Raw genomic sequence first — 25,746 nt, 5'->3', positions numbered from 1 at the left:
CCCCCGCACGCCCGACGGGCCCCGGCTCTCCCGCCGGGGCCCGTGGCGTTACGGGGTCATGCGGCATTACAGGGTCAAGGAGAGGCCGCCCGGGGCCAATCGGGATCAGCCCACCCAGCAGCGGATGACGGTGTGGTCGTCGACCTCGAAGTTGATCCGCCCGACCACGTATTCCAGCGTGATGATCGAGCCGGGCGGAACCGCCCGTACCGTGGTCCAGCCGCGGGAACGCGCCAGTTGTTCGGCGCCGCGGTCGTCGAGTCCCACGTACGACTCAGGGGTGTCGTCGGGCTGTCCTGGGGTGGTCGGTTCCGGTGCCATGCCTTCACCGTAGGCGGCGCGCGGGCGCGGCGGAAGCCACGGCCCCTACCCAAAGATCACCATCTTCGCGTACGCGGTCCGTCACATTTGTGTCACAGGGACACGACACGGCGGCAAGCGGCAACCATTCACCCGATCAGCCGCCGAAAACCATTCCCGGGGGAATTCGCCGACCACTCGCCGGGCCCTTTTCCCCGGCTCGCGGAATTCCCCGGTCATCACTCTTCCGGAGGACCCGGAACCACGAGTCGTTCACGGGCTCTCCGCATAATTCCCACAGACTCGGTCGGCGTGAACGCACCCGATGCGGAGCGCCGACGGCGAGCATCGTGGGGCGGAGAGCGCGCCGAGACGGAGGGGACGTGATGGGGACCGAGACCGTCCGGGCGACCGTCGAGCCGCCCCCGGAACGGACGCCGGGCCAAGTGCTGGTGGACTGGCTGACCACGACCGATCACAAGAAGATCGGTCACCTCTATCTGGTCACGGCATTCTGTTTCTTTCTGATCGCCGGACTGATGGCGCTGATCATGCGGGCCGAGCTGGGCCGCCCCGGGCTTCAGCTGATCGGCAACGATCAGTTCAACCAGATGTTCACCCTGCACGGAACGATCATGCTGCTGCTGTTCGCGACGCCGACGTTCGCGGGCTTCGCCAACGAGATCATGCCGCTGCAGATCGGCGCCCCCGACGTGGCCTTCCCACGACTGAACATGCTCGCCTACTGGCTGTTCCTGTTCGGCGGGCTGATCGTGCTGGGGTCGCTGCTGGTGCCCTCCGGTGCGGCGAGCTTCGGCTGGTTCGCGTACGCCCCGCTCAACTCCAAGGTGCACAGCCCCGAGATCGGCGCCGACCTGTGGATCATGGGGCTCGCGCTCTCCGGCTTCGGCACGATCCTGGGCGCGGTCAACTTCCTGGCCACGATCATCGGGATGCGGGCGCCGGGCATGACGATGTTCCGGATGCCGATCTTCACCTGGAACGTGCTGTTCACCTCGGTGATGGTGCTGATGGCGTTCCCGGTGCTGGCGGCGACGCTGCTGGTCCTCGAGTCGGACCGGCAGTTCGGGTCGGTGGTGTTCGCCCCGGAGACCGGCGGGGCGCTGCTCTGGCAGCACCTCTTCTGGTTCTTCGGTCACCCCGAGGTGTACATCATCGCGCTGCCGTTCTTCGGGATCGTCACCGAGATCATCCCGGTCTTCTCCCGGAAGCCGATCTTCGGCTATCTGACGCTGATCGCCGCGACGATGGCCATCACCGGCCTGTCGATGGTCGTGTGGGCCCACCACATGTTCGCGACCGGAGCGGTGCTGCTCCCCTTCTTCTCCTTCCTTTCGTTCCTGATCGCGGTGCCGACCGGCGTGAAGTTCTTCAACTGGACCGGGACCATGCTCAAGGGCTCGCTCAGCTTCGAGACACCGATGCTGTGGGCGCTGGGCTTCCTGGTGTCGTTCCTGTTCGGCGGCCTGACCGGGGTCATCCTGGCCTCGCCGCCGATGGACTTCCACGTCACCGACACGTACTTCGTGGTCGGCCACTTCCACTACGTGGTGTTCGGCACCGTCGTCTTCGCGATGTTCGCGGGCTTCTCCTTCTGGTGGCCCAAGTTCACCGGAAAGATGCTGGACGAGCGGCTGGGACGGATCCACTTCTGGACCCTCTTCGTGGGCTTCCACCTCACGTTCCTGGTCCACCACTGGCTGGGCGCCTCCGGGATGCCCCGCCGGTACCCGGACTACCTGGCGGCCGACGGCTTCACGGCGCTCAACACCATCTCGACGATCGGCTCGTTCCTGCTGGGCGCCTCCACGCTGCCGTTCCTCTACAACGTCTGGCGGACCGCCAGGTACGGCGAGAAGGTGGAGGTCGACGATCCGTGGGGGTTCGGACGGTCACTGGAGTGGGCGACCTCCTGCCCACCGCCCCGCCACAACTTCCTCCTCATCCCCCGCATCCGCTCCGAGTCGCCGGCCTTCGACCTGCACCACCCCGAGTACGCGGCGTACCAGCGGGCTACGGGGAGCTTCTCCCCGACCGGTCCGGAGAGCGGTCGAGAGCCCGGGACAGCAGATCGCGGGCCGACCTGATCCGCTCGTCCAGCTCCCGCGGCTCGACCACCTCGAACTCGATCCCCATGAGCAGGATGTGGATCACCAGCACGTCGAGGGTGGCCGCGCCGGTGCGCAGCAGGCACGTCGACTCCGTCTCGGCCTCCAGCATCCCGTCCGACGGTCCGACGACCTGCGCGGCCTCGGCGGCCGAGGTGTGCAGCCGCAGCACGGCCCTGGCCTCGTAGGCGGCGGTGGAGACGCCCTTGGCGACATAGGCGGCAAGGTCGTCGGCGGGCGGTGTGCGGGGGGCGAAGCGGGGCCCGTGCGGCGGCGTGGGGGTGATCCGGTCCGCGCGGAACGTACGCCAGTCGGCGCGGTCCACGTCCCAGGCGACCAGGTACCAGCGGCGTTCGGTGCACACCAGGCGGTGCGGCTCGACGGTGCGGCGCGTGTCGGACCCGTTGTGGTCCCGGTATGTGAAGCGCAGCCGCTCGCTGTCCCGGCAGGCGCCCGCCAGCTCGCCGAGCAGCGCGGGGTCCACCTGCTGCGCGGGCTGCGGGGCGGGGCGGAGCATGGGCACGGTGAACGTGGTCAGCGCGCTCACGCGGCGGCGCAGCCGGTGGGGCAGCACCTGTTCCAGCTTGGCGAGGGCGCGTACGGAGGTCTCGCCGATGCCCTCGATGCCGTGCCCCGCGGCGGTGCGCAGGCCGACGGCGACCGCGACGGCCTCCTCGTCGTCCAGCAGCAGGGGCGGCAGCTCCGCGCCGGCGCCGAGCTGGTAGCCGCCACCGGTTCCGGGCGTGGCGTGGACGGGGTAACCCAGCTCCCGCAGCCGCTCCACGTCCCGCCGGACCGTGCGCGGGGTGACGCCCAGCCGGTCGGCGAGTGCGGCGCCCGACCATTCGCGGTGGGCCTGGAGCAGGGAGAGCAGACGCAGCAGTCGTGCCGAGGTCTCCAACATGGGGGCGAGTCTGCCAGCCGTCGCGGACAGCTACGGTCCGCGACGGCTGGGCCCATGGCCCGTGCTAGCGGACGAGCCGGACGCAGAGTTCGTTGTCGGTGGTGTAGCAGGGGGCCGCGCGGTAGCCCTCGCCCTCGTACTCCGGGTAGACGAAGACGTTCCTGCGGTCCCAGACGTCGTCGAGGATGCGCGCCAGGCGCACCGGATCGGCGCCCTCGGCCGGCCGCAGCCACAGCTCCCACATCTGCTGCTTCGCGACGCCGCCCTCGGCGAGCCGGTCATAGGGCAGGGTGAAGGTGAACTCGCCCTTCTCGCCGTCCACCGGCAGCCGCACCACCCGCTCGCCCAGCCGGGCCTCGGCGGCCGCGTCCGGGCCCAGGTCGGCGCCGTACAGGCGGCCCTCGACCGTGCAGGTGCCCTGGCCGAAGCCGACCGCCCCGGCCTCGGCGTGCGGGGCGCGCACCCAGCTGCGGACCGCGAGGCGCCCCTCCGCCGTGGGGTACGGGATGCGGACCGCGACCGGGCCCTCGGGCTCGGGGACGCGGTCGACGAGGGCCCGTACGTCGCGCAGGCCGGGCTCGACGGCCCTGTCCCCCACGTAGACGTCCCAGCGGCCCTCGACGAGTTCGACGGTGCTGGGCAGGACCGCCCGGCACTGCCCCTCGACGGTCGGCGTCAGGGGCAGGCGGGTCTCCTCGGCGGGGTCCGAGCCGCGCAGGCGCAGTACGAGGACCGGCTCGGCGACGTCCGCGGCCGCTATGTCGAAGGTGATGCCGCCGGCGGAGTCCGCGACGCAGTCCGCCCGTGGGGCGCTGTGCGGGGCGGGCTTGGGGTCGGTCATGCGCGCTTTCCCTTCCGGAGCACGTCGGCGGCCTTGTAGCGCACGGCGTACGCGGCGTCGAGGGCGGCGCCGCGGGTGCGGTGGACCAGGTCGCGGACGCGGCTGCGGGACCGCGCGCCGCCGCCTCCGGCGACCAGTTCGGTGAAGAGCGCCTCGTGGCGCTCGGCGATCCGGGCCGGGTCGAAGCGCTGCGACGCGGCGAGTGCGGCCTCCCCGGTACGGCGGCGCAGGTCGTCGTCCTGGATCAGGCCGAGCAGGGCGTCCGCGATCGCGTCCACGTCGCCGACCGGCACGAGCCGCCCGTCGACACCGTCCTCGATGATCTCGCCGGGCCCGTGCGGGCAGTCGGTCGACACGACGGGCAGCCCGCACCGCATCGCCTCGACGATGGTCATGCCGAACGACTCCAGGCGGGAGGTGACGGCGGCGATGGAGCCCTTGACCCACTCGGGCTCCAGCGGGTTCGCCGGGCCCATCAGGAAGACGTGGTTGTGCAGCCCGTGCTGCTCGATCAGGGCGCGCAGGTTGTTCTTCTCGTTGCCGGTCGCGTCGCCGGAGCCGTAGATCCGCAGCCGCCAGTCGGGGCGGGCGGCGACGACCTTCGCGAACGCCTCGACCAGCAGGTCGTACCGCTTGACCTTGGTGAGCCGGCCGGCCGCCACGACCCACTTGGAGGTGGAGTCGGCGGGCGGGACGGTCGGCGCCGGGACGCTGTTGGGGATGGCGTCGATACGGACGCCGGGCAGCTTGAGCCGGGTGCGGTAGGAGCGGGCGTCGGCCTCGGTGACGGTGGTGATCGCGTCGAGGAGGGTGTAGCGGAAGCCGATCTCGCGGCGCAGCCGGTAGCCGTGGCTGTCCAGCGTCAGGTGCTCCTGGGCCACGCGGACGGGGCCGCGGCGGGCCTGCCGCGCGATGTGCACGATCAGTCCGGGGCGGGTGCCGACGACGACGTCGGCCTCCAGGGACTTCAGGTGGGCGGCGATCCGGGCGTCGGTGAGGCGGCTGTACTGCTTCCAGCGGCCGTCGCCGCGCGGGAAGACCTTGGCCGGCTTCTTGTAGTCGGGGTGGTCGCCGTCGTACGTGGGGCTTCCGCGGCGCAGGTCGACCAGGTGCTTCATGGTGACGCCGGGGGGAGCGCCGAGGGTCGGCTCCTCGCGGTGCCGGAAGACCGACACGATCTCGACGTCGTGGCGCTCGGCCAGGGCCTGGGCGAGGTTGAAGGTCGTGCGGATGGTGCCGCCGATTCCGTACGCGTTGTGGAGCAGGAAAGAGATGTGCATCGCGTCGCCGCGTCCCCCAGGTCCGACAGGTCGTCCGATGGTCGTGTTGGTATGCGTCAAGGGTGGACTGTACTTGGCTTTCACGGGCGGTAGCCGAGCTGGGGCACGGTGGCGCAGTTCGTGGTCATGTCACCGCTCTGGGTGACCCAGCCGCGGCCGTCGCGCCAGCGGGCGACGGACAGGCAGGTGCGGTGCGTGCGGGGCGGTTCGGCGAGCCGCTGGAAGCGTACGGGCAGCAGCAGCCCGCGCGCGGTGTACCCCTCGTCCCGGTTGAGGAACCGCTCCACGCACGCGCGCGTGAGGCGGGCCGGCAGGCAGGAGCGGGCGGCGTCGGTGAACCACATGGCCGCGGCCCAGCCCTCCAGCTGCCACTGGGAGCGCAGGGACGTGCCCTTCAGGTGCCGGTCCATGGCGGCGCGGAACTCGCGTACGGCGGGGTGCGAGGTCTCGTCGTGGTTGCGGCTGGAGCCGGTCGACCACAGGGCGTTGCGGCAGCGCGGGGCGTCGCGGTAGTCGTCACGGACGGCGGAGTTCCAGTTCTGGACGTTGGTGACCTTGGCGGTGAGGGTCGCGCCGACGGCGTCCAGTGCGGCGCACAGCCGGGCGTTGCCGTGCGAGTCGAGCGCGTCGAAGACCAGCTCGGCGCGCTGGTCGCGCAGGTCGGCGGCGACGGCGCGGAAGTTGGGCAGGGCGAAGTCGACCTGCTCGTTCACGACGCGGTAGCCCTCGGCCCGCAGGCCCTGGGTGACCAGGCGGGCGTAGGCGGCGGACGCGGGCTGGTTGTAGGCGACGACCGCGGCCGTACGGGCGCCGTGGGCGCGCTTGAAGTAGCGGTAGACCTCCGTGCCGCCGTACAGGACGCCGTCCCAGCCCGGCTGGTCCCCGGTGCGCGGGGCCGAGCTGCCGTAGATCCCGTACAGGTGCGGGTACGTGTCGTACGCCGGGCCGACGGGCTGGCCGCCGATGTCGGGGACGCCCGCGGCGGAGACGCGCGCGGCGGCCGCGTAGTCGAGGACGGCGGTGGCGACGAGGGCGAACACCTTGCGCTCGCCCACGAGTTCGTCGACGCAGGCGCTGTTGCCGACGCCGCTGCCGCCGTCGTCGCAGGTGAGCACCTCGACGCGGCGCCCGTCGAGGCCGCCGCGCGCGTTCAGGGCGGCGAAGTAGGCGCGGGCCCCGTCGCGCGGCCCGGTGAACGCCTCGCCGCCCACGGGGCTGGTGGCGCTGGTGATGATGCCGACCCGGATCGGCGGCCCGGCGGCGGTGGTGGTGGCGGTGGGGCGCCGGGTCTCGAAGGCGCTCCCGGGGAGGCGGCTGCCGCAGGCGGCGCTCGGTGTGAGGAGCGCCGCCAGCGCGACGGCCGCCAGGAGGGTGTCAGCAGCCCGGGACGGCCGCATTGCCGCTGAGCTTCACCAGCGCGCAGAGCGTGCTCCGGGAGACCTTCCAGACGTTGTCCTGGTGCACGGCCTGCCCCTTGGCGTCGGGCAGGGCGGGCGTGCCGGCGACCAGCAGGTCGTAGGTGACGGCGGCCTGCGTGGGCGAGCTGAACGTGACGTTCTTGACCTTGGCCGAGGTCCGCGCGGCGTTCTCGTCCCCGGCGAAGGCCATGAGGACCGGCCGCATCTGCTCGCCGTTCTCCAGGAGCTTGACCTTCTCGTCGGTGGTGGTCTTGGGGTCGAAGAAGGCCGCCCAGTTCTTCTCGATCTCCTTGCGCGCGGCGGCCGGGTCGGCGGGGGCGTTCCCCGGCGGGGTGCCGGTCGGCTGGGCGGTGGTGGGCGCGATGGCGGTCGGCGTCGGCGCCGGGGACGTGTCGGCCGCGCCGTTGCCGTCGCCGCACGCGGCGGTCAGGGGGACGAGCGTGAGGATCGCGGCGGCCGCGAGCGCTGCGGTGCGCGTCCCGGGCCTGCCGGGGATCTTCTGGACCATCTGGGTCACCACCGGGGTCTGTTCCTTCGCGGGCAGAGTGCATTCACGGGCATAGTGCAAGGAATCACCATGTATCGCCAGCGGAGTGCTGCGAAGGGGGCCGGATGCCGCGGTTGCTGTGGTGGGGCGGCCTGACCGCCCTCGCCGGGGGCGCGGTGCTGTGCGTCCTGGGCTGGTATGGCGTGTCCGGCGAGCGGTTCGCCGAGCGGCAGTTGCCGTACCTGGCGTCGGGCACGGTCCCGGGCGCCGCGCTGATCGTGGCGGGCGCGGTGCTGGTGGCGGGGCGGGAGCGGCCGCACGGGCAGGTGCGCGGCCCGGCGGAGACGGACGCCGGCGCCCCGGGCGAGCCGGACACGGTCACGGTGCGCCCGTCCTCGGACGAGCCACCCGTACGGGTGGCGGGAGGGACGCTCGCCCACCGGCCCGACTGCCCGCTGGTCGCCGGCAAGGCCGGCGTCGTCCCGGTGGGCGGGGAGCGGCTGGAGCCGTGCCCGGTGTGCGAGCCCGACGGCCCCGCCGGGGCCGGACCGTGACCTCCCTGACGTACGAACTCCTCCTCGCCGGGCTGGCCGTCGGCAGCGCCGCCGCGCTCACCGGCGTCGGACTCGTCGTCACCTACCGGGCGACCGGCGTGCTCAACCTGGCGCACGGCGCCGTGGCCATGGTCTGCGCGTACGTGCTGCGCCAGCTGGTCGTCGAGTGGGGCTGGCCGCTGGGCGCGGCCGCGTGCGTGACGCTGCTGCTGGTCGCGCCCGGGATCGGGCTGCTGCTCGACCGCGTGGTGTTCCGGCCGGCGGCGCGTGCGGGCGCCGACCCGGCGCGCACGCTGGTGGCGTCCATCGGGGTGTTCGTGCTGCTCGTGGGCGGTGCGGCGCTGCTGTGGGGCGGCGGGGCGCGGGCCGACGCGCCGGTGCTGCTGGGCGACGACCCGTGGGCGCAGCTGGCGGTGGCGGTGGTGGCGGCGTGCGCGGTGGGGGCGGTGACCCGGTGGACGCGGCTCGGCAAGGAGCTGCGGGCGGTCGTCGACAACCGGGCGCTGGCGGCGCTCGGCGGGATCGACGCGGACCGGGTGGCGGCCGTGGGCTGGGCGTTCGGGTCGTTCACCGCGGGCCTCACGGGCGTGCTGCTCGCCCCGTACGTACGGCTGGACCCGTACGGGCTGCCGCTGCTGGTCGTCGAGGTGATCGCGGTGGCCGTCGCGGCGCGGATGCGGAGCCTGCCCGTGGCGGTGGCGACCGCGCTGGCGGTGGGCATCGGGCAGGCCCAGCTGACGCGCTTTCACCCCGAGGGCTGGCCGGGCCCCCTGGTGCAGGCCCTCGGCGCGAACCTGTTCGTGGTGGCCCTGCTGGTCGCCGCGCTCGTGCTGCCGGGCGTGGGCGAGCGGGACGTGCTGACGCGGGCGACGACGACGGGCGCGCCCGTGCCGGCGGGCCTGTGGTTGTCGGTGGCGCTGCTGTTCCTGCTCCCGCTCGGCTTCGCGGGGACGGACCTGCGCACGTCGGTGCAGGTCCCGGCCCTGGCCGTGATCCTGCTGTCCCTCGTCGTGGTGACCGGGCGGGGCGGCCAGATCTCGCTGGGGCAGGCGGCGTACGCGGGCCTCGGCGCCCTGTTCACGGCGCTGCTCGCGGCCGGGCGGATGCCGGGCCTCCCCCGGCTGCCCGAACTGGCCGCCCTGCCGGTCGCGGTGGTGCTGGTGGCGCCCCTGGGGGTGCTGACCGGCTGGCCGGCGATCCGCCGCCGGGGGCTCGCCCTGGCGCTGGCGACGCTCGCGGTGGGCGTGGGCGTCAGCCGTTTCGTGCTGGCCCAGCCGTACGCGACGGCCGGACTCACCGTGGACCGCCCCGCCGGATTCGCCCAGGACCGCCCCTACTACGTGCTGGAACTGGTCGTCCTCGCGGGTGCGCTGGCCGCCGTGGCGGCGCTGCGCCGGGGCCGCACGGGCAGGGCGCTGGCGGCCCTGCGCGACCACGAGTCGGGCGCGGCTGCCGCCGGCGTGCCGGTGCCCTCGCTGAAACTGCTGGCGTTCGTGGCGGGCGCGGCACTGGCCGCGCTGGGCGGCGGCCTGCTCGGCATGGGCCAGCGCGCCTTCGACGCGGCGGCGTTCGACCCGGTACGGGGCCTGCTGTGGTTCGCCGCCGTCCTGGTCCTGGGCGCCGACAGCCTCCTGGCCCCCCTCATGGCGGCCGCACTCCTGGTGGGCCTGGACGCCGGCGCCCGGGGCGGCGCGGCAGCCGCGGTCATCGGCGTCCTGGCAGCCCTCACGGCCCGGCTGCCACCGCTGACGTCGCTGCTGGGCAGGCTGGAAAGGCGGGCGAGGGGGACGGCCGGTGGCGGGCGTACGGGTGGGGGGCGTGGGGGCGTGCGCAGTTCGGGCGTACGGGGTCCGGGGGCGAGGAGCCGAGGCGCACGCCGGTCGGGCGTACCGGGGCGCGGCCTACGGGGCGGTGGCGTACGGCGCTTCGTGGCAGCCCGCTTCGGTGTCCGGCGCCTGGCGGAGAGGCCCGCGACGAAGCGACCGCCGCACGGTGCGCCGACGCCGGCGCTCCGGCCGAGACCGGCCGAGCCGGCGCCGTCCGGCGCGACACGCCCCGGGACGGCTCCGGCCGGAGCGACACCGCCCGAGCCGCACCCGCCCGCGCCCGGCGCCCATCCCCCGGAGGGCGGGGCGCCACCACCGGGCCCGTCGGCGCTGGACGACGTACCCCGCACTCCCGCGCCGCCCGGGCGGACCGCACCGCCGCACCCCGCCCCGCTCCCCCGGCTCCGCGCGCACGCCGTCACCGTCCGGTACGCCGGGTTCACCGCGCTCGACCGGGTCGACTTCCTGCTGCCGCCCGGGCGCGTCACCGCGCTGGTCGGGCCCAACGGTGCCGGGAAGAGCACCCTGTTCCACTGCCTCGCCGGGACCCTGCGCCCCGGCGCCGGCCGCGTCACGCTCGACGGCGTCGACATCACGCGGCGCCCCGCGTACGCCCGTACCCGGCTCGGCATCGCCCGGACGTTCCAGGAACTCGCCGTCTTCCCCTCGCTGACCGTCGAGGAGAACATCCGCGTCGGCGCCGAACAGGGCAGGGTCCGCGACGACCCGGACGCCACCGAACGGGCCCTGCGGCTGCTGGGCCTCGCCGGGCCGGTGCGGGACCGCCCGGCCGCCGGGCTGTCGACGGGCGCCCTGCGCCGGGTGGAACTCGGCAGGGCGCTCGCGGGCCGGCCGCACACCCTGCTGCTCGACGAACCGGCCGCCGGCCTCGACGCGGCCGAGACCGCCGCGCTCGCCCGGATCGTCAAGGCGCTGGCCGCCGACGGCATGGCCGTGCTGGTCGTCGAGCACGACCTGGACCTCGTCGCGGACATCGCCCACAGCGTCCACGTCATGGAGGCGGGCCGGATCGTGAGGACCATGGCGTGAGCGTCGAGATGGAGCTGCGCGGCATCCGCGTCCGCTACGGCCCGCTGGAGGCCCTGCACGGCGTCGACCTGCCCGTACCCGCGGCCACCCCGACCGTCCTCCTCGGCCGCAACGGCTCCGGGCGTACGACGGTGCTGCGCACCCTCGCCGGGACCGTACGGCCGGTGTCCGGCCGCGTCCTGTGGCGCGGCGCCGACGTGACGCGGACCCCCGCACACGAGCGGGCGCGCCGGGGCCTGTGCCTGGTGCCGGACCTGCGCGCGGTGTACGCCACGCTCACCGTCGCCGACAACCTCGAACTTGCCGCTCCTCACGGCGACTTCGCGGCCGCCCTCGACGCGTACCCGGAGCTGCGCCCGCTGCTGGCGCGCACGGCGGGCACGCTCTCCGGGGGCGAGCAGCGGATGCTGGCCCTGTGCCGGGCCCTGCTGCCACCGCGGGGCGCCACGGGCGGCGGGCCCGCGCGTGTCGTCCTGGTCGACGAACCCGCGCTCGGCATGTCGCCCGCCGTGGCGGCCCGCACGTACGCCCTGCTGTGCGGCCTGTGCGCCCGGGGCACCGCCGTCGTCCTGGCCGAACAGCGCCTCCCGCCGGACCTGCCGCCCGGGACCCTGGTCCACGAACTGCGGCGGGGCACGGTGGCGTTCAGCGGGGAGGCGACGGAACTGCCGACGACGTGACGACCGGAGAGGGCGAAGACGAGGGCGACGGCGAGGGCGAGGGAGCGAGGCCCGGCGTCGCCGCCGGCACCGGTTCCGCCGCCGGCGCCGGCTCTGGTGCCGCCACCCCACCCGGCCGCACGGCCCCCTCCGGGATCACCAGCATCATCCCCGGCAGCAGCAGGTCCGGGTCGTCCCCGACGACCTCCCTGTTCGCCGCGTACAGCGCCTTCCAGCCGCCCTCCACGCGGAACCGCCTCGCGACGGCGCTCAGGGTGTCGCCCCGCCGCACGGTGTGGACCCGGCCGCGCAGCCCGTAGCGCCGGGAGCACTCGGGCCACGCCCGCCAGCCCTGACCGCGCAGCACCTCCTCGGCGACGGTGATCTGCTGGGCCCTCGTGGCGAGGTCGGCGCGCGCGGCGTACCCGAGGCCGCCGAAGTACTCCCACGTCGACTGGCGGAACTGCAGCCCGCCGTAATAGCCGTTGCCGGTGCGGGCGTCCCAGCGTCCGCTGCTCTCGCACAGGGCCACGCAGCCCCACGGCCAGTCGTCCGGGCAGTCGGCCCGCGTGCCCGTTCCGCCGTGGTGGTGGTCGTGCGCATGGCTCAGCTCGGGTCCGGGGGCGGGCGGCGGCGGGTCCCCGGCCCGCAGGGCGGAGGCCGCGTCGGCCGGGGCGCAGGCGAGGACCAGGGCCAGGACCGCCGGAAGCGGACGGTACGGCAGCGAGGACATCGGCATCGGCCCACGCTAGGCGGCCCCCGCCGGGCCCCCGGAGCGGCGCCGCGCGGGCGGGCCGAAACCCCACCCGGTCGGCAGACCGGTCCGAACCGCCCGTCACGGCTCGATTCGGTCGCCGTGCGCGCGTGACCCCGGCCACAGCTCACCCGTTGAACTCGTCATGAGACGTGCCGGGATCCGCCCGGTACAGGAAGCAACGAGTCCGAGGAGCCACCCGTGCCGCGCATGCTCGACGTCAGCGAGGACGTACGCGCCGAGATCGGTGACGAAGAAGCCGACCGGCTGCTCGCCGGCGAGAACGCCCCGGGCAGCTACGACTGCACCTCCTGCCGCACCCCGGGCGATTCCGAGCAGGAACGCACGAGCACCGTGCTGTTCGTCGGCGAGGAGACCGCCGTCCTCGCCTTCGCCCACGCCACCTGCATCCCGTCCCAGGTCGTCCGGGTCGCCGAGGAGCAGCTGCAGGGCGCGGTCCGTTCCATCACGGGCGAGGAGCCGCAGATGCCCGTTCCCGCGCAGCTGCCCAACGGGGCCGAGCAGGCCGTCCTGGGCGTGACCAGCGGTCTGGTCCTCATCGACGGGGAGCTGCACCCGGCGCTCGTGGTCGAGCCGACCGAGCCGATCGCCCGCCCCGGCTCCGTCGGCACGGGCGACGAGTTCCTGCCGCTCCTCATCGAGCAGGGCTTCCTGCCGATGTCGGACCTGAACCAGAAGCCGTCCGGGCTCGCCGGCTGGTCGGTGCTGCTCGCCATGGGCCAGCTGCACGCGATCCTCCAGCCGGGTACGGGCGGCGGCAGCCCGGTCGCCTGGTGGCAGGCCCACCAGCCGCTCCAGGTGACGGACAGCTGGCGCGCCGCGGCCAACAAGTCGCACACGGTCCTGGTGTTCGCCGCCCCGGTGGGCTCCATCGGCCAGCAGCCGCGCGAGGACCTGCTGCGCGACGCGCTGGAGAAGGCCGCCGCCAACGGCCGCCTGGTCGCCGCGGCGATGCCGCTGGCCGGCACCTCCTGATGGACGCGCTGCGCCCCGCCATACGGCCCGCGTTTTCGCCGTACGGGCCGCATCCGACGGGCGGCGGGGTCGTTGGCCCCTACGTGCAGCACTCATACGAACCCACCCGCCAGCCGTACCAGCACATCCCCGGAATGCGCCCGGCGCAGGAGGGGACGTCCGGGTACTCGGCCACCCCGATCTACGACGCGCTGTACTCGGAGTACCTGAGGTCCTTCCGGACCCTGCCGGGCGACCGGACCGGTGAGGAGGACCTGGGGTTCAAGGGCTTCGGCGCGGCGGCCCACGGGCCGGGCCGGGGCAGCCCGGTCGGCTCGTACGCCGGGCACACCGGCCAGGTCGGTCACGCGTCCGGGGCGACGTCGGGGTCGGGATACCCGTCGCCGTACCCCGGCTACGCGGCGGCACGTCCCTCGTACGGCACGGGGCACGTACCGGCGGCGCTGCCACCGGCGCCGCGCAGGGGGCTGTGAACAGGGCGGGGGCCCGGGCGACATGATCGCCCGGGCCCCCGCCCTCTCACGTGCTCCCGCTGCTACTTCTTCTTGCCGCGCTTCTCGCGCACCCGGACCGAGATGTGGATCGGGGTTCCCTCGAAGCCGAACTCCTCGCGCAGGCGCCGCTCCACGAACCGGCGGTAGCCGTGCTCCAGGAAGCCCGAGGCGAACAGCACGAACCGGGGCGGCTTGGTGCCGGCCTGCGTGCCGAACAGGATGCGGGGCTGCTTGCCGCCGCGGATCGGGTGCGGGTGGGCGGAGACCAGCTCGCCGAGGAAGGCGTTGAGGCGGCCCGTGGGGACGCGGGTCTCCCAGCCGGCCAGGGCGGTCTCGATCGCCGGGACCAGCTTCTCCATGTGGCGGCCGGTGCGGGCCGACACGTTCACCCGGGGCGCCCAGGAGACCTGCTGCATCTCCGTCTCGATCTCGCGCTCCAGGTAGTAGCGGCGCTCCTCGTCGAGGGTGTCCCACTTGTTGTACGCGATGACGAGGGCGCGGCCCGCCTCGACGGCCATGGTGATGATCCGCTGGTCCTGGACGCTGATCGACTCGGTCGTGTCGATGAGCACGACCGCGACCTCGGCCTTCTCGACGGCGGCGGCCGTGCGCAGCGAGGCGTAGTAGTCGGCGCCCTCCTGGAGGTGGACGCGCTTGCGGATACCGGCGGTGTCGACGAACTTCCAGGTCGTGCCGCCCAGTTCGATCAGCTCGTCGACCGGGTCGCGGGTGGTGCCGGCCAGCTCGTTGACGACGACCCGCTCCTCGCCCGCGACCTTGTTGAGGAGGGACGACTTGCCGACGTTGGGACGGCCGATGAGCGCGATACGGCGGGGGCCGCCGACGGCCGCGCCGAAGGTCTGGGCGGGGGCGTCGGGCAGGGCCTTCAGCACCTCGTCGAGGAGGTCGCCGGTGCCCCGGCCGTGCAGCGCCGACACCGGGAACGGCTCGCCGAGCCCCAGGGACCACAGCATGGCGGCGTCCGCCTCGCCGGACGGGCCGTCGACCTTGTTCGCGGCGAGGACGACGGGCTTGCCGGCGCGGCGCAGCAGCTTGACGACGGCCTCGTCGGTGTCGGTGGCGCCGACGGTCGCGTCGACGACGAAGACGACGGCGTCGGCGGCCTCGATGGCGTACTCGGCCTGGGCGGCGACGGAGGCGTCGATGCCGAGGACGTCCTGCTCCCAGCCGCCGGTGTCGACGACCTTGAAGCGGCGGCCGGCCCACTCGGCCTCGTACGTGACGCGGTCGCGGGTGACGCCGGGGCGGTCCTCGACGACGGCCTCGCGGCGGCCGATGATGCGGTTCACCAGGGTCGACTTGCCGACGTTCGGGCGGCCGACGACGGCGAGGACGGGCAGCGGGCCGTGCCCGGCCTCCTCGATCGCGCCTTCGACCTCCTCGATGTCGAAGCCCTCTTCGGCGGCGAGCTCCATGAACTCCGCGTACTCGGCGTCGCCAAGTGCCCCGTGGTCGTGCTGGTCGTTCATGAAGTCCGTTCCTCGTGCGTTCGTGGTGGTCGGTGAGCGGCGGGCCGGCGGGCCGGCCTCGGGCTCACTACTTGAGTGTCGCTCAGCGCCCGGTGAGGCGCCTGGCGTTTTCCAGGTGGGCGGTGAGCCGCTCCTGGATGCGTACGGTGGCCTCGTCGAGCGCCTTGCGCGTACGCCGTCCGGTGCCGTCGCCGGCCTGGAAGGCGTCGCCGAAGACGACGTCGACGCGGCTGCGCAGCGGCGGCAGCCCCTTTATCAACCGTCCGCGGCGCTCGTTGCTTCCCAGGACGGCCACCGGGACGATCGGCGCTCCGGAGCGTACGGCGAAGTAGGCGAGGCCGGCGCGCAGGGAGGCGAAGTCGCCCTCGCCGCGGGTGCCCTCCGGGAAGATCCCGAGGACGCCGTCGGCGGCCAGGACGTCCAGGGCGGCCGTGATCGCGGTGCGGTCGGCGGCCGAGCGGTCGACCTTCAGCTGCCCGATGCCCTCCAGGAAGGGGCCGAGCGGCCCGACGAACGCTTCCTTCTTGATGAGGAAGTGCACGGGGCGGGGCGCGGTGCCCATGAGCATGGGGCCGTCGAGGTTGTGGGCGTGGTTGACGGCCAGGATGACGGGGCCGGCGGCGGGGACGCGCCAGCCGCCCAGGACGCGCGGCTTCCACAGGCCGTACATCAGGCCGATGCCGATGCCCCGCCCGACGGCGGCGCCTTTGGCGGAGGGGGTCACCGGGTGGCCGCCCGCTTCTCCTCGACGAAGGTGACGACGCACTCGATGACCTGCTGGAGGGTGAGGTCGGTGGTGTCGACCTCGACGGCGTCGTCGGCCTTGGCGAGGGGGGAGGTCTTGCGGCTGGAGTCGGCGGCGTCCCGCCGGACGAGGGCCTCCCGCGTGGCGGCCACGTCCGCGCCCTTGATCTCACCGGCGCGGCGGGCGGCGCGGGCCTCCGGGGAGGCCGTCAGGAAGATCTTGAGGTCGGCGTCGGGCAGGACGGTCGTACCGATGTCCCGGCCCTCGACCACGATGCCGTGCGGCGCGGTGGCGGCGATGGAGCGCTGGAGGTCGGTGATCCGGGCGCGGATCTCGGGCACCGCGCTCACGGCGCTGACCTTGGAGGTGACCTCCTGGGTGCGGATCGGTCCGGAGACGTCCACGCCGTCGACGGTGATCGTCGGGTGCGAGGGGTCGGTGCCGGAGACGATGACCGGCTTGCCGGCGGCGTCGGCCACGGCGGCGGGGTCGCCGACGTCGACGCCGTTGTCGATCATCCACCAGGTGATCGCCCGGTACTGCGCGCCGGTGTCCAGGTAGCTGAGCCCCAGCTTGGCGGCCACGGCCTTGGAGGTGCTCGACTTGCCCGTGCCGGAGGGGCCGTCGATGGCGACGATCACGGATTCCACGGTGTCGGACACCTTCCTGGTACGCGGAGAGGGGCCGGCCGGTTGCCGAGGGCCCGCCACAAGGTTACCGACTGTCGCCACGGGTCCTTGCACCCGTTCGGGCTACCCCCGCCGCAGGCCTCCTACTGCCGCAGCGCCCAGCCCCGCTCGCGCAGGGCCGCCGACAGGAGCGGGGCCGCGGAGGGCTCCACCATCAGCTGGACGAGGCCCGCCTGCTGGCCGGTGGCGTGTTCGATGCGGACGTCCTCGATGTTGACGCCGGCCTGTCCGGCGTCGGCGAAGATGCGGGCCAGCTCGCCCGGCTTGTCGCTGATGAGGACGGCGACCGTCTCGTACACGGTCGGGGCCGTGCCGTGCTTGCCGGGGACGCGCGCGCGGCCGGTGTTGCCGCGGCGCAGGACGTCCTCGATGCCGGCCGCGCCGTCGTGCCGCTTGTCCTCGTCGGAGGAGTCCAGGGCGCGCAGGGAGCGGACCGTCTCGTCCAGGTCGGCGGCGAGGCCGGCCAGGACGTCGGCGACGGGGCCGGGGTTCGCGGAGAGGATCTCGATCCACATCTGCGGGTCGGACGCGGCGATGCGGGTGACGTCCCGGATGCCCTGCCCGCAGAGGCGTACGGCCGTCTCGTCGGCGTCCTCCAGGCGGGCCGCGACCATCGAGGAGACGAGCTGCGGGGTGTGCGAGACCAGGGCGACGGCCCGGTCGTGGGCGTCCGCGTCCATGACGACGGGCACGGCCCGGCACAGGGCGACCAGCTCCAGGGCGAGGTTGAGGACCTCGGTGTCGGTGTCGCGCGTCGGTGTGAGCACCCAGGGGCGGCCCTCGAAGAGGTCGGCGCTGCCGGCCATGGGCCCGGACTGCTCCTTGCCGGACATGGGGTGCGTACCGATGTACGGGGAGAGGTCGAGGCCCAGCGCCTCCAGCTCGCGCCGGGGACCGCCCTTGACGCTGGCGACGTCCAGGTAGCCGCGGGCGACGCCGGTGCGCATGGCCTCGGCGAGCGTGGCGGCCACATGCGCGGGCGGTACGGCGACGATCGCCAGGTCGACGCGGCCCTCGGGCGCGGTGTCGGTGCCCGCGCCGCGGGCCGCTGCGGTACGGGCGCGGGCCGGGTCGTGGTCGACGAGGTGAACGGTGACGCCGCGGCCGGTCAGCGCGAGGGCGGCGGACGTGCCGATCAGTCCGGTTCCGATGACGACGGCGGTTCTCACTGGGCGATGTCCTTGCGGAGGGCGGCTGCGGCGCCGAGGTAGACATGGGTGAGGGCGGACCTGGCCAGATCGGTCTCGACGTGGGCCAGGACGCGGACGACGCGGGGCATGGCGCCCGCGATGTCGAGTTCCTGCGCGCAGATCAGCGGCACGTCGACGATGCCGAGGCGGCGGGCGGCGACGGCCGGGAAGTCGCTGTGCAGGTCGGGAGTGGCCGTGAACCAGACGCTGATGAGGTCGTCGGCGGTGAGCCCGTTGCGTTCGAGCACGGCCGTCAGCAGGGCGCCGACCTGCTCGTGCATGTGCTCGGCGTCGTCCCGCTCCAGCTGGACGGCCCCCCGGACCGCTCGTACCGCCACTTCCGCTCCTCACATCCGTGCCTGCGCGCGTTCAGCCTAGTCACAGGCTCGCGCCGGCCGGACCTCGCCGCCATCCGCGGACGGGGCCTGCGCGACACTGGCCCCATGCTCTTTCATGTCGTGCCGCTGGACGAGTGGTCCGCCGATCCGGGGGACGCGTACCGGCCGGCCTCGCTGGCGTCCGAGGGGTTCGTGCACTGCTCCGCCGACGAGGCGGCCGCGCTGGCGATCGCCGAGGCGCACTACCGGGACACCGCCGGACCGCTGCTGGTGCTGGTCGTCGACGAGGAGCTGCTGACCCCGGAGGTCCGCTGGGAGGGCTCCGAGGACGAGCTGTTCCCGCACGTGTACGGCCCGGTGGACCGGCGTGCCGTCGTGGACGTCCTGGAGGTGCGCCGGGACGCGGACGGGCACGCCCTGGACCTCACCCCCTGGGCGTAGCGCCCGGCCGGGTTCCTTCGCGCCGGCGGGTCCGGGCCGCAGGATGGCCGCCATGACTGCTTCCCCCGCGCCCCGTCGCCGTACCGTGCTGGTCACCGCCCTCGCGGTCGCCGTTCCCGTCACCGCCCTGGCCTCGGGCTGCGGCGACGGCGACGGTGGCGGCGGGGGGACGGCGTCGCCCACCACCGGCACGGCGCCCCCGGCCGGCGGCAAGGACCTCGTCGCCACCTCCGAGGTCCCGGTGGGCGGCGGAGTGGTCCTCGCCGCGGAGAAGGTCGTCGTGACGCAGCCCCGGCAGGGCGACTTCAAGGCGTTCTCGGCGATCTGCACGCATCAGCGCTGCCTGGTCGCCCGGGTCGCGGACGGGCTGATCCAGTGCGACTGCCACGGCAGCCGGTTCCGTATCGCCGACGCGTCGGTGGCGCGGGGGCCGGCCACCAGGCCGCTGCCGCCGGAGCGGATCACCGTCGCGGAAAACCGCATCCGCCTGGACTGACGTCGGGCATAGGGTCGGCGCATGACCCTCACGCCCGAGGCGCTGGTGCGCGACCACACGATCTACTCCTGCGTCATGGGTTCGCGCGCGTTCGGGCTGGCCACGGAGGACAGCGACACCGACCGCCGTGGCGTCTTCCTCGCGCCGACGCCGCTCCAGTGGCGCTTCGACAAGCCGCCCACGCACGTGGAGGGCCCGGCGGAGGAGCAGTTCAGCTGGGAGCTGGAGCGGTTCTGCGAGCTGGCGCTGGGCGGCAACCCGAACATCCTGGAGTGCCTGCACTCCCCGCTCGTCGAGTACGTCGACGACACGGGCCGCGAACTGCTCGCGCTGCGCGAGGCATTCCTCTCCCGGCGGGTCCACGGGACGTTCGTCGGGTACGCGCGCACCCAGCACCGCAGGCTGGAGGCGCACGCGCGCCGGCACGGCGCACCGCGCTGGAAGCAGGCCATGCATCTGCTGCGGCTGCTGACGAGCTGCCGTGACCTGCTGCGGACGGGGCGGCTCGTGGTCGACGTCGGCGACGAGCGGGAACGGCTGCTGGCCGTGAAGCGCGGCGAGGTGCCGTGGCCGCGGGTCGAGGCGCGCATGGCCCGCCTGACCGCCGAGGCGGACGCGGCGCTGGCCGCGTCCCCGCTGCCGGAGGAGCCGGACCGGGCACGGGTCGAGGACTTCCTGTTCCGCACCCGGCTGCGGTCAGCGCTCTCCGCCGTGGAGGCGCCGGACGCGGACGACGAGGTCGTGCAGCGCGTCGTACGCCCCCGTGGGGGCGTCCGGTAGCGCGGAGGCGGCCTGCGCGGCGTCCAGCGTCCCGTGCAGCGCCTCGACGTCGTTGCGTATCCGCTCGGGGTCGTGTCCGTCCAGCAGCCCGTGCTCGGCCTCGGCCTTGACCGCGATGAGGTCGGGGACGTACGCCGGTGCCTCCTTCACCGACTCCAGGAGCGTCGGCAGGTGGGCGACGACCTCTCCGGTGCGCATCAGGTGGATGCCGGTGAGCAGGACGCGGAAGGTGTAGAGCAGCGGCTTGAGTTCGCCGTTCTTCTCGAAGAGGCGCCACTGCGTGGCCGCGAAGCCGCGGTAGTGGTGGGCGTGGTGCGAGGTGAGCACGCCGGGCGCGAGCGCGACGAGTTCGGCGTGCGCGTCGGTGGTGTGGGCCACCAGCGGGGACAGCAGCTGTTCCAGGACGTAGCCGTTGCGCCGCAGCATCAGCCGGACGAACTTCCGCAGGTCGTGCGTGACGAGATCCATCTCGACGCCGTCCCGGTCCCACATCCGGGACCTGGTCTCCTCGGGCTCGCGCAGCCCGATCAGCGCGTCCAGCGGCAGCAGGTGTACCCCGCGCAGGTCCACGTCCGAGTCCCGGGACGGGAAGCCGTACAGGTGCGCGCCCGACACCGTGGCGAAGAGCAGGAGGTCGGGCTGCTCGGCGACGACGGGGGCGAGGTCCAGGTGTTCGATCACATGATCAAGCATCCCAGAGCGCGCCCAGCGTCAGCAGCTCGCTGCGGTACTCGATGCGCTCGGCCCACTCCTTGGGCCAGGCGCCGGCCCCGAGGTGGGCGCCCGCGAACGCGCCCGCCAGGCAGGCGATGGAGTCGGAGTCGCCGCTGGAGCAGGCGGCCCTGCGCAGGGCGGTGACCGGCTCCTCGGGGAAGAGCAGGAAGCACAGCAGCCCCGCGGTCAGCGCCTCTTCGGCGATCCAGCCCGCGCCCGCGAGCAGGCACGGGTCGGTCTCGGGGTTCGCCGTGCGCACGGCCGCCGCGAGCCGCTCCAGGGCGGCCAGGCACTCGTCCCAGCCGCGCTGGATGAAGTGCTGCGGCGAGGGGTCCTGCGAGCGGGTCCACAGGTCGCCGAGCCACTTCTCGTGGTAGCGGGAGCGGTTCTCGTACGCGTACGAGCGCAGCAGCCCGATCAGGCCGAGCGGCTCGGCGCCCTGCGTCAGCAGGTACACGGCCCGGGCGGTCAGGTCGGACGCGGCGAGCGCGGTGGGGTGGCCGTGGGTGAGCGCGGCCTGGAGCTGGGCGGCGCCGGCGCGCTGTTCCTCGCTGAGCCCGGGGACGAGCCCGACGGGCGCGACGCGCATGTTGGCGCCGCAGCCCTTGGAGCCGATCTGACTGGCGTCCTGCCAGGGGCGGTCGCCGTCCAGCAGCCGGCAGGCCACCAGGCAGGTGCGGCCGGGGGCGCGGTTGTTCTCGGGCGAGTGGTACCAGTCGACGAACTCCTCGCGCAGCGGCCGGGTCAGCCGCGCCGGCGCCAGCACGCCGCGGTCCATCGCGGTCCGTATGCCCCGGCCCACGGCCAGGGTCATCTGTGTGTCGTCGGTCACGAAGGCGGGCTGGGGCAGTTCCATCTCCCGCCACGGCCCGCACTTGGCGAGGATGGACGGCACGCTGTTGAACTCCGTCGGGAAGCCCAGCGCGTCGCCGAGCGCCAGCCCGACGAGCGAGCCCGTGGCCGCCTGCTTGGTGGTGGTCCTGGCAGCGATCATGCCGTGGTCTCCCGTCCTTCCGGTCGCAGCAGGGGTGGGTGCAGGGCGGTGGCGTCACCGGCCCGGTAGAGGGCGGCCGGTTTGCCCCGTCCTCCGGTGAGGCGCGGCGGCCCTTCGACGGCCCGGACGAAGCCGGGCGTGGCGAGGACCTTGCGCCGGAAGTTGGGGCGGTCGAGGGGGACGCCCCACACGGTCTCGTACACCTGGCGCAGCTCGCCGAGGGTGAACTCGGGCGGGCAGAAGGCGGTGGCGAGGCAGCTGTACTCGAGCTTGGCGCCGACGCGTTCGTGGGCGTCGGCGAGGATCGTGTCGTGGTCGAAGGCGAGCGGGCCCTGGGTGCCGTACGGCAGCCACTGGGCGTGGGCCGCGTCGCCGCCGCCGTGCGGCTCGGGCAGGTCGGGCCCGAGGGCGGTGTACGCGACGGACACGACGCGCATGCGGGGGTCGCGGTCGGGGTCGCTGTAGGTGCGCAGCTGTTCCAGGTGGAGGTGGGCCACCGTCGCGTCGGACAGGCCGGTCTCCTCGGCGAGTTCGCGGCGGGCGGCGTCGTCGGCGGACTCGCGCGGCAGGAGGAAGCCGCCGGGCAGGGCCCAGCAGTCCTTGTAGGGGTCCTGGCCGCGCCGGACGAGCAGGACGTGCAGGCGGTCCTCGCGGATCGTGAAGACGGCGAGGTCGACGGTGACGGCGAAGGGTTCGAAGGCGTGCGGGTCGTAGCCCTCGGGTACCTGGCCGGCGGCCTGGGCGTTCATCGCTGCTCCGGGCGGGGGCGGACGGGTCGGGTGGTGGTGACGGGCCCGTGGACCTGGTCCACCCCCGTAGGTCCAGGTCCGTGGGCGCCGTACACCCCGGGACTCTTTAAGAGTCATTCTGACTATAAAACGGGGTGGGGTGCCGGCACAAGCGAAAAGCCCGCGTCCTTCGCGGGACGCGGGCTTTTCGCGGGGGCGGGACGGCTCAGAGGCCGACTTCCTTCATCAGCATGCCGACCTCGGTGTTGGACAGGCGGCGCAGCCAGCCGGACTTCTGGTCGCCGAGCGCGATCGGGCCGAAGGCGGTCCGGACGAGCTTGTCGACGGGGAACCCGGCCTCGGCGAGCATGCGGCGCACGATGTGCTTGCGGCCCTCGTGCAGCGAGATCTCCACGAGGTAGTTCTTGCCGGTCTGCTCGACGACCCGGAAGTGGTCGGCGCGGGCGTAGCCGTCCTCCAGCTGGATGCCGTCCTTCAGCCGCTTGCCCAGGTCGCGCGGGATGGGGCCCTGGATGGCGGCGACGTAGGTCTTGCGCACGCCGTAGCGGGGGTGGGTGAGGCGGTGGGCCAGCTCGCCGTGGTTGGTGAGCAGGATGATGCCCTCGGTCTCCGTGTCGAGGCGGCCCACGTGGAACAGGCGCGTCTCACGGTTGGTGACGTAGTCGCCGAGGCACTGGCGGCCGTCCGGGTCCTCCATGGTGGAGACGACACCGGCGGGCTTGTTCAGGGCGAAGAACTGGTACGACTGCGTGGCCACCGTCAGCCCGTCGACCTTGATCTCGTCCTTCTCCGGGTCCACGCGCAGGCCCTGCTCGACCACGATCGAGCCGTTCACCTCGACCCTGGCCTGCTCGACCAGCTCCTCGCAGGCACGCCGCGAGCCGTAGCCGGCGCGGGCGAGCACCTTCTGCAGCCGCTCGCCCTCCTGCTCGGCGCCCGGGAAGGTCTTGGGCGTCTTGATCTGCGGCTTGTTCGCGTACCGCTCGCGGTTGCGCTCCTCGGCCCGGGCCTCGTACTCGCGCGAGCGCGCCGGCGCGGTGCGGCTGCCCCGGCCGCGCTGGGGGGACTGGGGCTGCTTGGGGCCGCCCTTGGCGCCGCCCCGGGCGGCCTCGCCGCGGCCCCGCTTCGGCCCCTCGGCGGAACCGGAGCCGCCACCGACGTCGTAGCGGCGCTCCTCGGGACGGGGCCGGCCCGCGCGCTGCTGCTTCTCGTCGCGCTTGTTGCCGGCGCCCCGGTAGTTACCGCGCCCGCTGCTGTTCCTGCCGCTGCTTCGCATCAAAGTTCCGTCTTGTCGTCTGCGTCCTCGGAATCCGGTGCATCCGGATCGAACGACGGGACACCTTCCTGCGTCTCGGCCTCGATCGCGTCCGCCTCGGGGAGGAAGGGCGCGAGCTCCGGGAGTTCGTCCAGGCCGCGCAGGCCCATCCGCTCCAGGAAGTAGTTCGTCGTCCTGTACAGGATCGCACCTGTCTCGGGTTCCGTGCCCGCCTCCTCCACCAGACCGCGCTGGAGGAGGGTGCGCATGACCCCGTCGCAGTTCACTCCGCGGACCGCGGAGACGCGGGAGCGGCTGACCGGCTGGCGGTACGCGACGACCGCCAGGGTCTCCAGGGCGGCCTGGGTCAGCCGGGACTGCTGCCCGTCCAGGACGAAGCCCTCCACGGCCGGCGCGTAGGCGGGGCGGGTGTAGTAGCGCCAGCCGCCGGCGACGGCCCGCAGCTCGAAGCCGCGGCCCTGTACGTCGTACTCGTCGGCCAGCTCGCGCAGGGCGTCGGCGACCTCGCGGCGGGACCGCTGGAGCACCTTGGCCAGGTGTTCCTCGGTGGCGGGCTCGTCGACCACCATCAGGACGGCCTCCAGGGCCGGCTTCAGCTCCATCAGGCCTTCTCCTCCTGCCCGGGCTCCACGACCCGGTCGAACTCGTCGGTCACCGTCGCGGCCGCGTCGCCGCCGGTCCAGCTGACGGTGAGCTCCCCCAGCGGGTCGTCCTGGTCGAGGGCGACGGCCTTCTCGCGGTACAGCTCCAGGAGGGCGAGGAAGCGGGCGACGACGGTGAGGGTGTCGTCGGTGCCCTCGGTGAGGTCCCGGAAGGTGAGCCGGCCGCGCTCGCGCAGCAGGGCGACCACGACCTGCGCCTGCTCGCGGACGCTGACCAGGGGGGCGTGGATGTGGTCCACGTACACCTGGGGGCGGGGCTTGGGCTGCATGGCCTTGACGGCCAGCCGGGCGAAGCCCTCCGCGCCGATGCTGATGACGACGTCGGGCAGCAGCTCGGCGTGGTGCGGTTCGAGGCCTACGGTACGGGGGTGGCGGCGCCCCTCGTGGTCGAGGCGGCCGCTGAAGATCTCGGCGATCTGCTTGTACGCCCGGTACTGGAGGAGCCGCGCGAACAGCAGGTCGCGGGCCTCCAGGAGGGCCAGGTCGGCCTCGTCCTCCACCTCGGCCGCGGGCAGCAGCCGGGCGGCCTTGAGGTCCAGCAGCGTGGCGGCGACGACGAGGAACTCGGTGGTCTGGTCGAGGTCCCAGTCGGGCCCCATGGCCCGGATGTACGCCATGAACTCGTCGGTCACCTTCGACAGCGCGACCTCGGTGACGTCCAGCTTGTGCTTGGCGATCAACTGCAGCAGCAGATCGAAGGGACCTTCGAAGTTCGCCAGCCGCACGGTGAACCGCGCGTCGCCGTCGTCGAGGGCGTGCGAATCCCGGGGAGGGCCGGAGTCGCCAGGACGGGCGACCTCACCCGCCCTGACGGAAGGATCCGGGTTCCCCGCCCGGCCGGAGTCGACGCCCTCGCGCGCCGTGCCGGGACCGCCGCCGGCACCGGGAGCCGGAGCGCCCGCGCCGCCAGGAACCCCGGCCGGATCCGGGGTGTCGACCGCACCGGGAGCCGACGTGCCGGCGTCGACAGGAACCCCGACCGGCACCGAGGCGTCGACGGCACCCGGACCCCGCGCCCCCACGTCGGCGGGGACGTCTGCCGGGACCGAGGCGTCGACGGCGGCCCGAGCCCGCGCCCCCACGCCGCCAGGAACCCCGGCCAGGTCCGGGGTGTCGACCGCACCGGGAGCCGACGTGACGGCGTCGACAGGAACCCCGACCGGGACCGAGGCATCGACGGCACCCGGACCCCGCGCCCCCACGTCGGCGGAGACGTCTGCCGGGACCGAGGCGTCGATGGCGGCCCGAGCCCGCGCCCCCACGTCGGCAGGAACGCCGGCCAGGTCCGGGGTGTCCGGGAGGGCGGCGGGACCAGCGTGGTCGTACGGGGCGGCTGTTGCCGCCGTCCCCCGGGCGTCCGGGCTGTGCGCCGGGTTCCGCACGCCGTCGGCGGAGGACGCCTCACCAGAGGCGGCGGCCCTGCGGGGCGTGGCCGGGGCGGCCGCGGCGACCGCCTCGCCCGGGTGGCGCTTCCCGGTGGTGTCCTCCTC

General features: G+C 73.9%; 26 protein-coding genes and 1 pseudogene. 9 read left to right on the top strand and 18 right to left on the bottom strand.

Annotated elements, in window-relative coordinates; translation table 11 throughout:
* Positions 1-105: 105 nt before the first annotated feature.
* Entirely contained in the window at positions 106-321 is a 216-nt protein-coding gene (locus tag ABEB09_RS26640) for an I78 family peptidase inhibitor (protein ID WP_345692446.1), read from the bottom strand.
* A gap of 365 nt (positions 322-686) precedes the next feature.
* On the opposite strand from ABEB09_RS26640, the gene ctaD reads away from it, so the two are divergent.
* Positions 687-2,408 carry an aa3-type cytochrome oxidase subunit I gene (ctaD, locus tag ABEB09_RS26635; RefSeq protein ID WP_345692445.1) on the top strand — a complete coding sequence of 574 codons (1,722 nt, stop codon included), beginning with the start codon at positions 687-689 and terminating at the stop codon, positions 2,406-2,408.
* Here ctaD and ABEB09_RS26630 read toward each other — a convergent pair.
* The 5 genes from ABEB09_RS26630 to ABEB09_RS26610 form a co-directional block, all read right to left on the bottom strand.
* Entirely contained in the window at positions 2,335-3,333 is a 999-nt protein-coding gene (locus tag ABEB09_RS26630) for a helix-turn-helix transcriptional regulator (protein ID WP_345692444.1), read from the bottom strand. The genes ctaD and ABEB09_RS26630 overlap by 74 nt on opposite strands.
* Positions 3,334-3,397: 64 nt before the next feature.
* On the bottom strand, positions 3,398-4,174 hold the full coding sequence (locus tag ABEB09_RS26625) for a hypothetical protein (RefSeq protein WP_345692443.1): 777 nt from the start codon (positions 4,172-4,174) through the stop codon (positions 3,398-3,400).
* A complete protein-coding gene (locus tag ABEB09_RS26620; protein WP_345692442.1) occupies positions 4,171-5,454 on the bottom strand; it encodes a glycosyltransferase family 4 protein in 1,284 nt (427 codons plus the stop codon). The genes ABEB09_RS26625 and ABEB09_RS26620 overlap by 4 nt, the downstream gene beginning before the upstream one ends.
* An 80-nt stretch (positions 5,455-5,534) precedes the next feature.
* Complete coding sequence (locus tag ABEB09_RS26615) at positions 5,535-6,851, bottom strand: ABC transporter substrate-binding protein (RefSeq protein ID WP_345692441.1); 1,317 nt, start codon at positions 6,849-6,851, stop codon at positions 5,535-5,537.
* Positions 6,829-7,392, bottom strand: a complete 564-nt coding sequence (locus ABEB09_RS26610; RefSeq protein WP_345692440.1) for an MTB12 C-terminal domain-containing protein — start codon at positions 7,390-7,392, stop codon at positions 6,829-6,831. Before ABEB09_RS26610 ends, ABEB09_RS26615 begins: the two co-directional genes overlap by 23 nt.
* Positions 7,393-7,484: 92 nt before the next feature.
* Between ABEB09_RS26610 and ABEB09_RS26605 the strand changes: the two genes are divergently transcribed.
* The 3 genes from ABEB09_RS26605 to ABEB09_RS26595 are packed head-to-tail and all read left to right on the top strand — an operon-like array spanning position 7,485 to position 11,469.
* Positions 7,485-7,913: a hypothetical protein gene (locus tag ABEB09_RS26605; RefSeq protein WP_345692439.1), complete on the top strand. Its 429-nt coding sequence runs from the start codon at positions 7,485-7,487 to the stop codon at positions 7,911-7,913.
* Positions 7,910-10,789: an ABC transporter permease subunit gene (locus ABEB09_RS26600; protein WP_345692438.1), complete on the top strand. Its 2,880-nt coding sequence runs from the start codon at positions 7,910-7,912 to the stop codon at positions 10,787-10,789. Before ABEB09_RS26605 ends, ABEB09_RS26600 begins: the two co-directional genes overlap by 4 nt.
* Positions 10,786-11,469 (top strand): ATP-binding cassette domain-containing protein, encoded by a 684-nt coding sequence (locus ABEB09_RS26595; protein ID WP_345692437.1) that lies wholly within the window; start codon positions 10,786-10,788, stop codon positions 11,467-11,469. The genes ABEB09_RS26600 and ABEB09_RS26595 overlap by 4 nt, the downstream gene beginning before the upstream one ends.
* A 106-nt stretch (positions 11,470-11,575) precedes the next feature.
* Here the strand turns inward: ABEB09_RS26595 and ABEB09_RS26590 are convergent.
* Positions 11,576-12,181: pseudogene (locus ABEB09_RS26590) on the bottom strand (transglycosylase family protein); the annotation flags it as partial.
* A 222-nt stretch (positions 12,182-12,403) separates the two neighbouring features.
* Between ABEB09_RS26590 and ABEB09_RS26585 the strand changes: the two are divergent.
* Entirely contained in the window at positions 12,404-13,198 is a 795-nt protein-coding gene (locus tag ABEB09_RS26585; RefSeq protein WP_345692436.1) for a hypothetical protein, read from the top strand.
* A gap of 134 nt (positions 13,199-13,332) precedes the next feature.
* Complete coding sequence (locus ABEB09_RS26580; protein ID WP_345694100.1) at positions 13,333-13,671, top strand: hypothetical protein; 339 nt, start codon at positions 13,333-13,335, stop codon at positions 13,669-13,671.
* A 62-nt stretch (positions 13,672-13,733) separates the two neighbouring features.
* Here ABEB09_RS26580 and der read toward each other — a convergent pair whose 3' ends face one another.
* From der to aroH, 5 genes are all read right to left on the bottom strand, one after another.
* Complete coding sequence (gene der / locus ABEB09_RS26575) at positions 13,734-15,182, bottom strand: ribosome biogenesis GTPase Der (protein WP_345692435.1); 1,449 nt, start codon at positions 15,180-15,182, stop codon at positions 13,734-13,736.
* Between the two features lie 82 nt (positions 15,183-15,264).
* Positions 15,265-15,852: a lysophospholipid acyltransferase family protein gene (locus ABEB09_RS26570; RefSeq protein WP_345694099.1), complete on the bottom strand. Its 588-nt coding sequence runs from the start codon at positions 15,850-15,852 to the stop codon at positions 15,265-15,267.
* 50 nt (positions 15,853-15,902) lie between these two features.
* A complete protein-coding gene (gene cmk / locus ABEB09_RS26565; RefSeq protein ID WP_345692434.1) occupies positions 15,903-16,589 on the bottom strand; it encodes a (d)CMP kinase in 687 nt (228 codons plus the stop codon).
* Positions 16,590-16,699: 110 nt separating this feature from the next.
* Entirely contained in the window at positions 16,700-17,785 is a 1,086-nt protein-coding gene (locus ABEB09_RS26560) for a prephenate dehydrogenase (RefSeq protein ID WP_345692433.1), read from the bottom strand.
* Positions 17,782-18,144, bottom strand: coding sequence for a chorismate mutase (gene aroH, locus ABEB09_RS26555; protein ID WP_345692432.1), 363 nt, complete (start codon positions 18,142-18,144; stop codon positions 17,782-17,784). The genes ABEB09_RS26560 and aroH overlap by 4 nt, the downstream gene beginning before the upstream one ends.
* A gap of 105 nt (positions 18,145-18,249) precedes the next feature.
* On the opposite strand from aroH, the gene ABEB09_RS26550 reads away from it, so the two are divergent.
* The 3 genes from ABEB09_RS26550 to ABEB09_RS26540 are packed head-to-tail and all read left to right on the top strand — an operon-like array spanning position 18,250 to position 19,861.
* Positions 18,250-18,585, top strand: a complete 336-nt coding sequence (locus tag ABEB09_RS26550; RefSeq protein ID WP_345692431.1) for a DUF952 domain-containing protein — start codon at positions 18,250-18,252, stop codon at positions 18,583-18,585.
* A 52-nt stretch (positions 18,586-18,637) separates the two neighbouring features.
* Positions 18,638-19,081 carry a Rieske (2Fe-2S) protein gene (locus tag ABEB09_RS26545; protein WP_345692430.1) on the top strand — a complete coding sequence of 148 codons (444 nt, stop codon included), beginning with the start codon at positions 18,638-18,640 and terminating at the stop codon, positions 19,079-19,081.
* A gap of 21 nt (positions 19,082-19,102) precedes the next feature.
* Positions 19,103-19,861: a nucleotidyltransferase domain-containing protein gene (locus tag ABEB09_RS26540; RefSeq protein WP_345692429.1), complete on the top strand. Its 759-nt coding sequence runs from the start codon at positions 19,103-19,105 to the stop codon at positions 19,859-19,861.
* On the opposite strand, the gene ABEB09_RS26535 is transcribed toward ABEB09_RS26540, so the two are convergent.
* The 6 genes from ABEB09_RS26535 to ABEB09_RS26510 form a co-directional block, all read right to left on the bottom strand.
* Positions 19,778-20,542: a nucleotidyltransferase domain-containing protein gene (locus ABEB09_RS26535; protein WP_380842128.1), complete on the bottom strand. Its 765-nt coding sequence runs from the start codon at positions 20,540-20,542 to the stop codon at positions 19,778-19,780. The genes ABEB09_RS26540 and ABEB09_RS26535 overlap by 84 nt on opposite strands.
* 4 nt (positions 20,543-20,546) lie before the next feature.
* A complete protein-coding gene (locus ABEB09_RS26530) occupies positions 20,547-21,569 on the bottom strand; it encodes an ADP-ribosylglycohydrolase family protein (RefSeq protein WP_345692427.1) in 1,023 nt (340 codons plus the stop codon).
* Positions 21,566-22,318 (bottom strand): NUDIX hydrolase, encoded by a 753-nt coding sequence (locus ABEB09_RS26525; protein WP_345692426.1) that lies wholly within the window; start codon positions 22,316-22,318, stop codon positions 21,566-21,568. The genes ABEB09_RS26530 and ABEB09_RS26525 overlap by 4 nt, the downstream gene beginning before the upstream one ends.
* Positions 22,319-22,523: 205 nt before the next feature.
* Positions 22,524-23,594, bottom strand: a complete 1,071-nt coding sequence (locus tag ABEB09_RS26520; RefSeq protein WP_345692425.1) for a pseudouridine synthase — start codon at positions 23,592-23,594, stop codon at positions 22,524-22,526.
* A complete protein-coding gene (scpB, locus tag ABEB09_RS26515; RefSeq protein WP_345692424.1) occupies positions 23,594-24,196 on the bottom strand; it encodes an SMC-Scp complex subunit ScpB in 603 nt (200 codons plus the stop codon). The genes ABEB09_RS26520 and scpB overlap by 1 nt, the downstream gene beginning before the upstream one ends.
* Entirely contained in the window at positions 24,196-25,242 is a 1,047-nt protein-coding gene (locus ABEB09_RS26510) for a segregation and condensation protein A (protein ID WP_380842157.1), read from the bottom strand. Before ABEB09_RS26510 ends, scpB begins: the two co-directional genes overlap by 1 nt.
* Positions 25,243-25,746 lie beyond the last annotated feature (504 nt).

This window comes from Streptomyces coeruleoprunus, assembly GCF_039542925.1.
Classification (GTDB): Bacteria; Actinomycetota; Actinomycetes; order Streptomycetales; family Streptomycetaceae; genus Streptomyces; species Streptomyces coeruleoprunus.
Note: the sequence above shows the minus strand (reverse complement) of the source record. Positions and strands in the feature narration are given on the sequence as shown.

Bases quoted from the DNA above. Each gene is read 5' to 3' on its own strand.
- ABEB09_RS26640 (WP_345692446.1), bottom strand. From the start codon at position 321: ATGGCACCGGAACCGACCACCCCAGGACAGCCCGACGACACCCCTGAG.
- ctaD (WP_345692445.1), top strand. From the start codon at position 687: ATGGGGACCGAGACCGTCCGGGCGACCGTCGAGCCGCCCCCGGAACGG.
- ABEB09_RS26630 (WP_345692444.1), bottom strand. From the start codon at position 3,333: ATGTTGGAGACCTCGGCACGACTGCTGCGTCTGCTCTCCCTGCTCCAG.
- ABEB09_RS26625 (WP_345692443.1), bottom strand. From the start codon at position 4,174: ATGACCGACCCCAAGCCCGCCCCGCACAGCGCCCCACGGGCGGACTGC.
- ABEB09_RS26620 (WP_345692442.1), bottom strand. From the start codon at position 5,454: ATGCACATCTCTTTCCTGCTCCACAACGCGTACGGAATCGGCGGCACC.
- ABEB09_RS26615 (WP_345692441.1), bottom strand. From the start codon at position 6,851: ATGCGGCCGTCCCGGGCTGCTGACACCCTCCTGGCGGCCGTCGCGCTG.
- ABEB09_RS26605 (WP_345692439.1), top strand. From the start codon at position 7,485: ATGCCGCGGTTGCTGTGGTGGGGCGGCCTGACCGCCCTCGCCGGGGGC.
- ABEB09_RS26580 (WP_345694100.1), top strand. From the start codon at position 13,333: ATGCGCCCGGCGCAGGAGGGGACGTCCGGGTACTCGGCCACCCCGATC.
- der (WP_345692435.1), bottom strand. From the start codon at position 15,182: ATGAACGACCAGCACGACCACGGGGCACTTGGCGACGCCGAGTACGCG.
- ABEB09_RS26570 (WP_345694099.1), bottom strand. From the start codon at position 15,852: ATGTACGGCCTGTGGAAGCCGCGCGTCCTGGGCGGCTGGCGCGTCCCC.
- ABEB09_RS26550 (WP_345692431.1), top strand. From the start codon at position 18,250: ATGCTCTTTCATGTCGTGCCGCTGGACGAGTGGTCCGCCGATCCGGGG.
- ABEB09_RS26545 (WP_345692430.1), top strand. From the start codon at position 18,638: ATGACTGCTTCCCCCGCGCCCCGTCGCCGTACCGTGCTGGTCACCGCC.
- ABEB09_RS26540 (WP_345692429.1), top strand. From the start codon at position 19,103: ATGACCCTCACGCCCGAGGCGCTGGTGCGCGACCACACGATCTACTCC.
- ABEB09_RS26530 (WP_345692427.1), bottom strand. From the start codon at position 21,569: ATGATCGCTGCCAGGACCACCACCAAGCAGGCGGCCACGGGCTCGCTC.
- ABEB09_RS26525 (WP_345692426.1), bottom strand. From the start codon at position 22,318: ATGAACGCCCAGGCCGCCGGCCAGGTACCCGAGGGCTACGACCCGCAC.
- ABEB09_RS26520 (WP_345692425.1), bottom strand. From the start codon at position 23,594: ATGCGAAGCAGCGGCAGGAACAGCAGCGGGCGCGGTAACTACCGGGGC.
- scpB (WP_345692424.1), bottom strand. From the start codon at position 24,196: ATGGAGCTGAAGCCGGCCCTGGAGGCCGTCCTGATGGTGGTCGACGAG.